The sequence below is a fragment of the Acinetobacter sp. Ac_3412 genome (assembly GCF_013072675.1).
Lineage (GTDB): Bacteria > Pseudomonadota > Gammaproteobacteria > Pseudomonadales > Moraxellaceae > Acinetobacter > Acinetobacter higginsii.
The window spans coordinates 585,750-597,690 of the sequence record NZ_LXUJ01000009.1; the positions used below are offsets into that span (position 1 = coordinate 585,750).

The 11,941-nt window shown below is 40.0% G+C and carries 9 protein-coding genes; 3 read left to right on the top strand and 6 right to left on the bottom strand.

The features are described 5' to 3' along the window. Positions 1 to 742 precede the first annotated feature (742 nt). Both gyrA and A7P54_RS10935 read left to right on the top strand, forming a co-directional pair. Positions 743 to 3,475: a DNA gyrase subunit A gene (gene gyrA, locus A7P54_RS10930; protein ID WP_171549588.1), complete on the top strand. Its 2,733-nt coding sequence runs from the start codon at positions 743 to 745 to the stop codon at positions 3,473 to 3,475. A 144-nt stretch (positions 3,476 to 3,619) separates the two neighbouring features. Then, positions 3,620 to 4,336: a hypothetical protein gene (locus tag A7P54_RS10935; protein ID WP_171549589.1), complete on the top strand. Its 717-nt coding sequence runs from the start codon at positions 3,620 to 3,622 to the stop codon at positions 4,334 to 4,336. 15 nt (positions 4,337 to 4,351) lie between these two features. Here the strand turns inward: A7P54_RS10935 and A7P54_RS10940 are convergent, their stop codons facing one another. From A7P54_RS10940 to A7P54_RS10955, 4 genes are read right to left on the bottom strand one after another with little or no spacing between them, the layout of a single operon-like run. Further along, the gene (locus A7P54_RS10940; RefSeq protein ID WP_171549590.1) at positions 4,352 to 5,464 is read right to left on the bottom strand and encodes an ABC transporter permease; all 1,113 of its coding nucleotides are present in this window, start codon (positions 5,462 to 5,464) and stop codon (positions 4,352 to 4,354) included. Further along, a complete protein-coding gene (locus tag A7P54_RS10945) occupies positions 5,461 to 6,591 on the bottom strand; it encodes an ABC transporter permease (protein ID WP_171549591.1) in 1,131 nt (376 codons plus the stop codon). The genes A7P54_RS10940 and A7P54_RS10945 overlap by 4 nt, the downstream gene beginning before the upstream one ends. A 3-nt stretch (positions 6,592 to 6,594) precedes the next feature. Further along, positions 6,595 to 7,758 (bottom strand): efflux RND transporter periplasmic adaptor subunit, encoded by a 1,164-nt coding sequence (locus tag A7P54_RS10950; RefSeq protein ID WP_171549592.1) that lies wholly within the window; start codon positions 7,756 to 7,758, stop codon positions 6,595 to 6,597. A 12-nt stretch (positions 7,759 to 7,770) separates the two neighbouring features. After that, complete coding sequence (locus A7P54_RS10955) at positions 7,771 to 9,267, bottom strand: TolC family protein (RefSeq protein WP_171549593.1); 1,497 nt, start codon at positions 9,265 to 9,267, stop codon at positions 7,771 to 7,773. Positions 9,268 to 9,616: 349 nt separating this feature from the next. Here A7P54_RS10955 and serC point away from each other — a divergent pair, with 349 nt between their 5' ends. After that, positions 9,617 to 10,696 (top strand): 3-phosphoserine/phosphohydroxythreonine transaminase, encoded by a 1,080-nt coding sequence (serC, locus tag A7P54_RS10960; protein ID WP_004805613.1) that lies wholly within the window; start codon positions 9,617 to 9,619, stop codon positions 10,694 to 10,696. Between the two features lie 76 nt (positions 10,697 to 10,772). On the opposite strand, the gene A7P54_RS10965 is transcribed toward serC, so the two are convergent. Together A7P54_RS10965 and A7P54_RS10970 are read right to left on the bottom strand one after the other, a co-directional pair. After that, positions 10,773 to 10,916: a hypothetical protein gene (locus A7P54_RS10965; protein ID WP_004654651.1), complete on the bottom strand. Its 144-nt coding sequence runs from the start codon at positions 10,914 to 10,916 to the stop codon at positions 10,773 to 10,775. A 35-nt stretch (positions 10,917 to 10,951) separates the two neighbouring features. After that, positions 10,952 to 11,890, bottom strand: coding sequence for a hypothetical protein (locus A7P54_RS10970; RefSeq protein WP_171549594.1), 939 nt, complete (start codon positions 11,888 to 11,890; stop codon positions 10,952 to 10,954). Positions 11,891 to 11,941 lie beyond the last annotated feature (51 nt).

An 11,941-nucleotide genomic window follows, 5' to 3' on the forward strand; every position in this document is an offset into this window, starting at 1 on the left:
ATAAGAGATCACTTTTATTTTATTAATATCTGGAGATCTTAAAAAGCTAAGTCGTATTCACTTGGCACACCTATCTAGTTTTGTTCTTGTCTTTATTGAAGAGAGTGCATATAGGCTCTCATGTGTATTGCATTGAAGTTATACGAGCGATACAGGGCTTCCTATACGCGCCACCGCTGACATAGTCAAAATCATTAGCAGATGAAAAGGAATGGCCTTATATGGGGGATATAATAAATAGTTGTGAATATTCGGGGGATGACTTATGGGTGCGTAGGATTTTTATTAAAGATGTACTATATTTTTCTTTTAGTGGAAGTGCTTTACTCTATTTGATATTTTTTTCCTCGAACTAAACCGCGGGATCTTCAACGCATTCTCTGAATAGGAATCCTTATTTCTATATTTATGGGTGGTCATGACGTTGATCTTAAGAAAAAGATAAATCTCATTTAATTCAACACTTTTATTCTATTACTTGACGATCTTTTACCCAAAACAAGAAAGATTCAACTTTTATCTATTGAGTTTTGATTTGATAATTTTAAGTCATTAATTTATATAATCTTTTTATTGTAAAAAAATGCTATTTTTAGATGCGTAAACTCACAGTTAGTGAGTGCTTTGTGCTATAATTTTTCGCTGTATTTTTTATTTTTAGTTCAAGCCCTTGAGCTAAAATTTTGCAAGATTGAAGACATAAAAACAGGTACAACTCTCTACCTGTAAACAAGGAGTATGCATGAGCGTATCGGAAATCAGACCGATTGCCATTGAGGACGAACTCAAGCATTCATATCTAGATTACGCGATGAGCGTAATCGTATCTCGTGCATTGCCAGATGTTAGAGACGGTCTAAAACCTGTTCATCGTCGTGTATTATATGCGATGCACGAATTGGGCAATGATTATAACAAAGCGTACAAAAAGTCTGCTCGTGTTGTCGGTGACGTGATCGGTAAATATCACCCTCATGGTGACAGTGCAGTATACGAAACAATTGTTCGTATGGCGCAGGACTTCAGCTTGCGTTACATGTTAGTTGATGGTCAGGGTAACTTCGGTTCAGTCGATGGGGATAGCGCAGCAGCAATGCGTTATACCGAAGTTCGTATGCAAAAATTAACCCATGAAATCTTGGCTGATCTAGAAAAAGATACGGTTGATTGGGAAGATAACTACGACGGTTCTGAGCGTATTCCTCAGGTGATGCCAACGCGTATTCCAAATCTTTTGATTAATGGTACGACAGGTATTGCGGTAGGTATGGCGACCAATATGGCGCCACACAACATGACTGAAGTAGTCAATGCATGTTTGGCCTATGCCAATAACCCGAATATTTCGATTGAAGGTTTGATGGAGCACATTACGGGCCCAGATTTCCCTACAGGCGGTATTATTTACGGTAAATCAGGCATTGTAGATGCTTACCGTACGGGTAAAGGTCGTTTACATATTCGTGGTAAGTATCACTTCGAAGAAGACCAGAAAACAGGTCGTACCACGATCGTCTTTACTGAAATTCCATATCAAGTCAACAAAGCAAAAACCATTGAGCGTATTGCTGAGTTAGTCAAAGAAAAGAAACTTGAAGGTATTTCTGAGCTACGTGACGAGTCTGATAAAGACGGTATGCGTATCGCGATTGACTTGAAGCGTGGTGAAAACGCTGAAGTAGCGGTAAATAATTTATTCTTGCATACGCAATTGCAAAACTCGTTCAGCATCAACATGGTCTGCCTAGACAATGGTCAGCCAAAGTTGATGAACCTGAAAGATATTATTGCGGCATTTATTCGTCACCGCCAAGAAGTAGTGACTCGCCGTACCATGTACGAATTGCGTAAAGCACGTGAACGTGGGCATATCTTAGAAGGTTTGACAGTTGCTTTAGCCAATATTGATGCCATTATTGAAACTATCAAAACTTCTGCCAACCCAGCTGAAGCGCGTGAGCGATTACAAGCAGGTGAGTGGTCAGGCGGTGGTGTGGTTGCATTGCTCGAAAAAGCAGGTGCGATTTCTGTTCGTCCAGATGAGATCGAAGGTGAAGACCCAGCGCGTCCATTTGGTTTGTCTGGTGATGTCTATCGTTTGTCACCTACACAAGTAGGCGCGATCTTAGAATTACGTCTACACCGTTTAACGGGCTTAGAACAAGACAAGTTACACGCAGAATATACTGAAATCTTAGGTCAAATTGCTGAATTAACTGCAATTCTGAATGACTTTAACTTGTTGATGAATGTGATTCGTGAAGAACTTGCGTTGATTTTGCAACAATATGGTGATGGTCGTCGTACCGAAATTGTAGAGTCTGGTGTTGATTTCTGCCGTGAAGACTTGATTCCTGAAGAGCAAGTTGTATTGACTGTTTCTCAAACCGGTTATGCAAAAACTCAACCACTGTCAGATTATCAAGCGCAACGTCGTGGTGGGCGTGGTAAGTCTGCAACAGCAATGAAAGATGATGACATCATCCAACATTTAATTGTTGCCTCGAACCATGCAACAGTACTGTGCTTTACCAATGTAGGTAAAGTCTATCGCTTACGCGTATTTGAAGTACCTCAGGCGTCTCGTGGTGCAAAAGGTCGTCCAATTATTAATTTGCTTCCATTAGATGCGAATGAAACTGTGACCGCAATTTTACCTTTGACTGAATTTCCTCAGAATCACTATGTCTTCATGGCAACCGCATCAGGCACAGTAAAACGTGTTGAACTTGAACAATTTAGCAATGTTCGTTCAAATGGTTTACGAGCAATTGAGTTAAATGAAGAAGATACCTTGATTGGCGTTGCGATTACCGATGGTAATCAGCAGATCATGTTGTTCTCGAATGAAGGTAAGGCAATTCGTTTTGCTGAAACTGATGTTCGTGCCATGGGACGTACTGCCAAAGGTGTCCGTGGTATGCGTGTGAGCTTTGCAAGCAATACCATCGGAACAGAAGATGCTGACATTGAAAATGATGACAGCGATGATAATGATGATTCATCAGATTCGAATGTTGTTAGTCGTATTGTTTCCTTGGTTGTTGTACCTGAAACTGGCGAAGTGCTGTGTGCATGCGCGAACGGTTATGGTAAGCGTACACCTGTCGATGACTTCCCAACCAAGAAACGTGGTGGTAAGGGTGTAATTGCGATCAAGACCAGTGAACGTAACGGTGAGCTTATTGGTGCGGTATCAATTGATGAAGCCAAAGAACTCATGTTGATTTCTGATGGCGGTACATTGGTACGTACCCGTGCTGCGGAAGTTGCAACCACAGGCCGTAATGCACAAGGCGTTCGTTTGATTCGTTTAAGTGATGCTGAGACATTGGTTGGTGTTGTATCTATCGAAGCTGTAGAAGATGATGAAGAGTTATTAGATTCGACAGAAGAAGTAGAAAACACTGAGGCAGAAGTAATCACTTCTGAAGAAGTGGCTGCTGAGCCGAAAGATGATACGCCAGAAGCGTAAGCAATAATTTTTAAAAAACCCAAAGTTATCTTTGGGTTTTTTTATGCTTATTACAAAATTGACTTTGTTTTTTATATATTGGTCAATCTAATATTTTTAATTTGAATGTATAAGATATATTGATAAAAATAAAGGGATATAAAGTTGAAAGAAAATTATGCACCTGTTTACCCTCATGATCCGATTGTTGAAATTTTTGAAAATATTTACTTGCTAAGGGGCAGTATCAAGCTTGGATTGGGTCTCTCCATGAATCGTAATATGATTATTATCAAACAAAACAATGAGCTGACTCTAATCAATGCAGTTCGGATGTCTGAAGCAGAATTAGAAAAATTGGAAGCTTTAGGGGCGGTTAAACATGTCATTCGCTTAGGTGACTTTCATGGCTTAGATGATCAGTTTTATATTGATCGCTATCAGGTAACATTTTGGAGTCAATCACACCATGTGAACTACCCAGATTTATTTCCGACAAAGACCATTCAATCAGATGCCATTCCACCAATTAAAAATGCTGATTTTTTTATTTTTGAACAGGCAACTTGCCCTGAAGCTATTTTATATATAGAGGATAAAAAGCTGTTAATCACGACAGATAGTATTCAATACTGGAGTGATTGGAAATATTTTAGTTTTCTAAGCAAAATTATTATTTACCTCATGGGATTCCGATTGGGCTTATTTATTGGTGGGCCTTGGTTGAAAAGAGTTACACCAAAATCTGCTAGCTTAAAAAATGATTTTGATCGACTACTACAATTGGATTTTCAGCATTTAGTTGCAGCACATGGCACTGTCTTAATAAAATCAGCCAAAGAGGAATTAGTCAAAGTTGTTAAAAAACAGTTTGAAGATTAATTATAAAAAAGGAAGCTAATCAGCTTCCTTTTTTATTGGTTTTATCATGACCAGACGATAATAAGAAATCGCCAATAATATTGCAGCGGCTGTCGCAAGATAAATCAGTTTTGGCACCACGATTGAGGTGGGTACACCCATCTGATTGAGTTGTACAAATAGCTGTACACCGTGAGTTGAAGGCAATGTCCATGCAAAGTATTGCATCCAATGTGGCATGGCTTCATGTGGCCATGCGGTACCTGTCAGCAAAAACAAGGGTACAGAAGTCACAACAATTAAATGACCAACCCGTTCTGGCATATCAACCAGTGAACCGACCAACATACCCAAACCAATCACACAGCTGACATAGATCGGCACGGCAAGCAGCATGCCCCAGAAATTGCCACCATGTGGATATTCATATAACCAGAAGGTAAAGCCAAATAAATACAGGCAGCCTAAACAACCTGTGGTAAAGATCGCTGCAAAAGTGGCCCAGAACTCTACGGGTTTTGCCACCCAGCCTTGTTCACGGTAACTGGCAATCAGCATCGCCAGACCGAGCAGAATAGTCTGATGAATAATTAAACTGGCCACAGCAGGGAAGATATAACTGCCATAACCCGACAGGGTATTAAACAAAGGAATCTGATGGATGGAGAGTTCTGGCTCAAACGCAGAGGCACTGCCAAACTTTTCGAGATGCTCTTTTAGGGTATATTCGATCGAGCCAGCTAAACCGACACCCACTTCTTTGGTTCGAATGAAATAAGCCGTACTCAAGTACAGGCCAATACCGCCCATTTCACCGCGTTTTAAGCTATTGGTCAGGTTTTCTGGTAATAACAAAATACCTTCAGCTTGCTGGTTTTTCACCATGCGCTGTGCTTCGAGAAAGTTATCTGTCACGGTGATGATTTTGATATGCGGACTATTAGACGCTTGGCTAATGATTTTTGAGGTCAAAATGCTCTGTTCTTCATCCACAATTACAATCGGAATATCTTCAGCGGTTTGTGCTTTATAGGCAGTTGGATAGAAAAAACTATAGAGCAAGATTGCGGCAATCAGGGTGGTAAACACCGAGCTATTGGCAAAAATATTTTTAAAGGTCTGTAGGTAATAGCCGAAAAATGCTTTCATGAGCATAGCTCCTGAGTATTTTTCTTTAACAGACGCACGCTTAACGCAAAGAATAAACCTGCAAAGACCACTAAGATACCAAATGGAACCAATGAAACATAAATATCACTGCCAATGATCCATTGCTCAGTCTGCAATTTAGCGTAAGGCGTGTAAGGAATAATCATCGACCAAAATTGAGTAAATGCGGGTGCATTATTCAGTGGTAATGTAATTCCAGAAAAGCTTGGTGATGAGCCACCATAAAGCGCGATAAAACCAAAGGTCTTGGGTAAATTCTGGGTGGCTAAAACCACCGTACTGCTGATCACGGCATAGGCAAAATACAGCAAAAACTGTGCAACAAGAATCAGTGTAAGTGAACCTGCGATAAAGTAACCACGAATATGTGCCAGCCAGAACATCCAGCACCAAGTCCAGGCGCAAAAAATAAAGACATAGAGCAGGACTTTACCAAGTAGGCTGGAGATAATTTGTTTTGATTGGACCCATTCACCGACAGTCTTACGTTTAAATTCCTGCCCGATAGCAAAAGCGACGCAGCAGCATAGTAATAAATGTAAGACTGCTGGCACCATAAAAGGTTCCAGAAACAGTTCATAACTCATGCTTGGATTATACAGGGTTGAGATTTTGATATGCGGCGTGGGCATATCTAAATAGGGAATAGTATTAGCTAAATAGCTTTGCCCCATATAATCCGCCATACCATTCAAAGTACTGATCAGCATGGCAGAGGAAATGGTATTCCCGATACTAAAAAAAGACTGGTTATAGGCAATACTGATCTGCGCATCTTGGGCTTTGACCAGACGTTGCTCAGCCCCCTCAGGGATCATCACGAATCCCCAAGCTTCGGTTTTATTGATGAGTCGTTCGGCTTCATCTTGGCTAGCGGTAATCGTTTTAACCTTCAAGGCGTGATTGATGCTAAGTGCATGAATCACTTTACGACTCATTTCACTTTGATCTTGATCAATCACCACAATGGGTAAATGTTCCGCTTTACCCGCGGAAAACATACTGCCAAATAATAGAATCACCAGCAAAGGGGCAATGACCGCCATAAACAAATCAACTTTATGGCGTTTTAAATAGCGCAATTCCCGCAGCATCACTGCAAACATCGCTTATTTTGCCTCTTCAATTTTAAACAATACACTCATACCGACTTTTAAATCTGGAATACTTTGCTCTGGGACTAAATGAAACTTAAAACTGCGAATATCATAACCGCCTGTTTGGCGTGTGGTTTTGATGGTCGCAAAGTCACCTTCTGCATCGATATTTTTGACTTTAAAAGTGGCTTTTTTGTTGAGGGCGGGTATAAAGCCTTCTAAAGTTTTGGTTTTATAGACTGAGCTATACATGTCTTCGCGGACATTTAAGCTGACCCACAAATCATGATCTTCGATAATACTGACCACAGGTACCGCAGTTGCCACCAATTCTGTTGGCTTACCATAAGTCTTAGACACAGTTCCATCTGTTGGTGAATACAGTTTGGTTTCTTCAGTCAGAGCATGGGCTTCTTTCACTGCCGCCTGTGCCATCGCAACTTGCGCATCGGCAGTTGATTTTTGCTGTTCAGTACTGCCACGTTTGGCTCGTGCATATTGTTGATAAGCTGCCTCGGTTGTTTCACGTGCAGAGGTTTGTGCTGCAAGCATTTCGTCACGGCGTTGACGTGAAATTACACCTTGTTGAAATAAAGTTTCACCACGTTTGTAGGTTGTTGCTGCTAACTCCGCTTGAGTTTTCATTGCTTGCCAATTGGCATATAGCGTCTCGATATTCTCTTGCTGCGCACCACGATATACCGTTGAATGAAAAGCAGTCGCGCTTTGTAATGCCGCTTGAGCCTGTTCCTTTTTCGCTTCTAATTCTGGGCTGACAAAACGAACCAGTGCTTGACCTTTTTTAACAGCTTGACCTTCAGACACATAAAACTCTTCAATACGACTCGGGACTTTGGTGCTGATATGTACCGTTTCCGACTCAACCCGACCTTGCAATTCAATCGCTTGTGGCTGATAGGCTTTCCATAAACCAAATGCAATCAGGCCTAAAAGTAGAATTAGAAGAATTAAGCCGATGATTTTTGCCTTGCCTTTTTTGGGTGGCTCGGTAGGTGGTTGCTGTGTATTTGAGTTTGAGGTCTCAGGTCTCGGCTGTTCTACCTTTTCTGTAGTGGTCACTTGTGCTTGAGATGGTTCAGACGCTTGAGTCTCAGTCTTATTTTCCACTTGATCTGTATCACGTTCTGAATTGGATGATGATTGATCTTGGCTCATAAATTTCTCCAATTAACGGATATAGTCTGTACGTGGTTGATTAACATAAAGCTTGAACTCATCAATCGAACCATAGCTTTGTAATAAGGTGGCTAAAGATAAGATGTATTTATATGAATTTATCGCCATTTCACTTCTTAACGCACTGAAGGCATTTTGTGCATCGATGACTTGAGTTGCCGTGCCCATACCTTCTTTAAATGAAAGCTGTTGGATACGTAAGTTTTCTTGAGCGGCTTTGGTGTTTTGGGTTAGCAGTTGATGGCTGGTCTGAGACGCATTTAATTCGCTATAAGATTTGTACAGCACGTTTTCGACTTCTTGCTTGGTGCGTTCGGTCATGAGTTCAGCAGCATATTTTTTCAGTTCGGCAGCACGGATATTTTTATTGTTATCAATGCCTGAGAATAAATTGTATTTGGCCATCACACCGACAATCCAGTTCTCTTTATTGTCCAACCCATATTCACCAAAGGCAAATAGGCTTGGTTTTTTCGCAGACTGTTGTACTTTGATATTTTCATTGGCAAGCTGGGTGTCCATTTGCAGCTTTTTAATCAAACTTGAGTTTTGATCGTAATTTGCAAGCAGTTTATCCAGAGAATGATTTTGTGCATTATTCACAAATAGTGGGGTGGTGAGGTTTAAGCCTTCTTTAGTCTGTAATAGATTTTTTAGGCTAAACTGGCTCGCTTGCAGATTCGACTGCGCATTTTGATAGGTGCGTTCCGCATTATTCCGCGCCACTTCAAACTGCATGCGTTGCCCTTTATTAATAAAACCTTGTTTCTCTAATTTAAGTGCATTGTTATAGTGTTCTTGCATGGCATTTAAATTAAACAGGCTGGCGTTAAGTAACTGTTGTTGTAATTGCACATTAAAATAGGATTGAATCATCTCAAAGCGTTGTGAATCTTGTTGTTGTTTTTCGCTGATATTTGAGCGTTGTGCTTGAATGGTGGCAATCTGTTTGGCACTGTTAATTTTACCGCCAGTATAGAGTGGCATCACCATTGAAATTGAAGTGCGTACATCATGGTCTTTGACTGTAACATCCAGATTATTGGGTACCTGATTTAAGCCTTCATTGACCGTCTGATCAAAACCTTGGCTGACTTGATCAATCACTTCTGGCGGAAGCACATTACCCCATTGTGATAATTTGTCGTCAAATCCACGAGTGAGTGAGTTTTCGAGTCGACGTTTACTCGACTCTAAGGGCACACTGGTTTCGCTATGAAATGAATAGGCGCGAGCATTTAAATCAATACGGGGTAGACCGAGGTGTTTGACAGCTTCCATTTCAAGTTGGGAGGCTTGTTGTAGGGCCTGCTGGGCTTGTGTTGAATAGGCATTTTCCACAACATATTGTTCAGCTTCACTATAACTCAATGTTTGCGCAAATAGGGCCGTAGGAAATAGGGCACAGCTGATTAAGCCTATACTGAAGCTTAACATTTTAGGAAAGCGCTGGACCTTAAAACTCGGTCGATCATGTCGTTTCAACATTTGGTTATGTCGCAATTTAATAATATCCTGAGTAAGTCTAAATTCTTTTTATAAAATTGAAATAATATGTTTTTAATTAAATAGTTATATCGACACTTTTGGTGTAGTGAAATTGTAAAAAGTAGAGTTTTTAATCTAAATAAATCGCAGAAAAAACATGGAAATGTGCTGTTTAAATCGACTGTTGAGACTTGGCCTAAAATATCATTTATGAACCCAACAGGATTGAAAAATTAATATTATTTTCTCGGTTAAATTGAAATATTTAGGTGATAAGCTGCTGCAAGCTTCGCCAATCTATGGTTAAATTCCCATTCCAATTTGTTCCACTTTAACAAGGGAAAAACTCATGCGTGCTTATAATTTCTGCGCTGGTCCTGCTGCATTACCTACTGCCGTTTTAGAAAAAGCTCAACAAGAATTGTTGAATTGGCAGGGCAAAGGTCTGTCGATCATGGAAATGAGTCATCGTAGCAATGACTATGTTGCTGTGGCAGAGAAGGCTGAAGCTGATTTACGTAAGCTCATGAACATTCCTGAAAATTATAAAGTCTTGTTTTTACAAGGTGGTGCGTCGCTGCAGTTTTCAGCGATCCCACTGAATTTATTGGGTAAAAACAACAAGGCTGATTATATCCATACGGGTATTTGGTCTGAAAAAGCGCTCAAAGAAGCCAAGCGTTATGGCGATATTAATATCGTTGAAGCAGGGACTTTAATTGATGGTAAACATGCAATTACTGAACAAAGTACTTGGAACCTTTCAAACGATGCTGCTTATGTACATTATGCGGATAATGAGACTATTGGTGGTTTGCAATTCGCGGCTATTCCAGATGTGAATGCACCGTTAGTTTGTGATTATTCATCTAGCATTTTGTCTGCGCCATTGGATGTCAGCAAGTTTGGTCTGATCTATGCGGGTGCGCAAAAGAATATTGGTCCAGCAGGCTTAACTATCGTCATTATTCGTGATGACTTGTTAGATCAAGCAAAACCTGAGATTCCAAGTATCTTAAAATATGCCGATCAAGCCAAGAATGGTTCAATGGTGAATACACCTGCGACCTACGCATGGTATTTATCTGGTCTCGTGTTTGAATGGTTGCTTGAGCAGGGTGGGGTAGATGCGATCTATAAAGTGAATCAAGAGAAAGCAAAACTGCTTTATGGTTATATTGATTCAAGCGATTTCTATAACAACCCCATTGCCATTCCAAACCGTTCAATGATGAACGTACCTTTTACATTAGCGGATGAAGCACTGGAAAAGACATTCTTGCAAGAAGCTGAACAAAATCACTTATTGAACTTGGCAGGCCACCGTTCAGTGGGCGGTATGCGTGCAAGTATTTACAATGCTGTACCTTTAGAAGGTGTTCAAGCATTGGTGAACTTTATGGATGAGTTTGCGAAACGTCATGGTTAAGCCATAAGGTGTTGCTAAAATAAAAGCCCTCAACATTGAGGGCTTTTATGTGCGAATAGGGTAGTGGTCAAAAAGTTTAAAAAAAGCCAATTCGATGAAACATGAGTGCTGCTAAAAACATACCAAGTAAAAAAAAGCAAAAAGCACCAACATCAAGTTTAAGACCTTGATCACTCGAATGAATCAGACTGGTGGTCGTTTGTTCTGGTATAATTTTCATTAGAACGCCTAAAATGCCATTTATGTGATTTTTTGTCACTTATGTGCAGTTTTAGCATAAATATTGGCCTGAATCCATAGGTTACCGCGAATATATTGTCCAATGTTAAAGTTTTTATACAATTCATTCTTGGTTGCAATACGGATCAAGATTGCAGGTAAATCATCTTCTAATACCAGTGTCACATCATAAAGGGTATATTGTTCTTGCATAAACTGCATAGAAGTTTTGCCAACGATATTACCTTGGAACCAAGCTTCATCTTCTTGACCTAATGTTTCACCAAATAAGTAAGCTACCATTTTAGAAAAGTCGACAGTGACAGGTTCTTGATCTTCTGGTGTTTTTGGTTGCCAGTCATTAATCAATTCTTGTAAATTGTCAGGGGCAATTCCATTATGCTCTGTCAAAATCGCATTTAATGCGCGGTGATGCTTAATTGAAGCTGGGTCATCAACAATGATTTTCTCATCAGCCGAAACCGTTTCTAATTCATATGCCCAAGCATTAAATTGAACTTGATAGGTTTGATTCTTGTCATATTGACAGCTATTTACACTGAATAAATTATCGAATGCATAAATAATGGTATTTTTATTTAAGTTCAAACGTAATACTGCCTGAGTTGAAGAATCACAGGTAATAATTCGCTCGATTTGCGCATCATATTTATATGGGCTATCAAAACTTGGAAATGCAGTTTTCAATGCACGGGGTTTTTGATCTTCAACCGCAATAATCTGATTAATCGAAACAGCTTCACCACTCGGACCTTGAATCAACCAGAATGATTGATCCATCTCATGCTCGTCCTGACAGAGACCCATCGGCATTACCGGTGCATCAAGAGCCAATCCTAACCATTTGGGAACATCCGTTTCGGGAGTATCTGTCAGTAAGTTCCAATGCTCGACATGATTACCGAAATTTTGATCTTGAATTTTAATGATTTCTGGACTGTTTTGATTTTTCATAAAGCGTAATGCTAAAAAGATTGAACTTACTCTATTAAATCGAGGGTAACT

What these genes read in the sequence shown, in the direction of transcription:
- gyrA (WP_171549588.1), top strand. Translation starts at nt 743, where the DNA reads ATGAGCGTATCGGAAATCAGACCGATTGCCATTGAGGACGAACTCAAG.
- A7P54_RS10940 (WP_171549590.1), bottom strand. Translation starts at nt 5,464, where the DNA reads ATGAAAGCATTTTTCGGCTATTACCTACAGACCTTTAAAAATATTTTT.
- A7P54_RS10945 (WP_171549591.1), bottom strand. Translation starts at nt 6,591, where the DNA reads ATGTTTGCAGTGATGCTGCGGGAATTGCGCTATTTAAAACGCCATAAA.
- A7P54_RS10950 (WP_171549592.1), bottom strand. Translation starts at nt 7,758, where the DNA reads ATGAGCCAAGATCAATCATCATCCAATTCAGAACGTGATACAGATCAA.
- A7P54_RS10955 (WP_171549593.1), bottom strand. Translation starts at nt 9,267, where the DNA reads ATGTTGAAACGACATGATCGACCGAGTTTTAAGGTCCAGCGCTTTCCT.
- serC (WP_004805613.1), top strand. Translation starts at nt 9,617, where the DNA reads ATGCGTGCTTATAATTTCTGCGCTGGTCCTGCTGCATTACCTACTGCC.
- A7P54_RS10965 (WP_004654651.1), bottom strand. Translation starts at nt 10,916, where the DNA reads ATGAAAATTATACCAGAACAAACGACCACCAGTCTGATTCATTCGAGT.
- A7P54_RS10970 (WP_171549594.1), bottom strand. Translation starts at nt 11,890, where the DNA reads ATGAAAAATCAAAACAGTCCAGAAATCATTAAAATTCAAGATCAAAAT.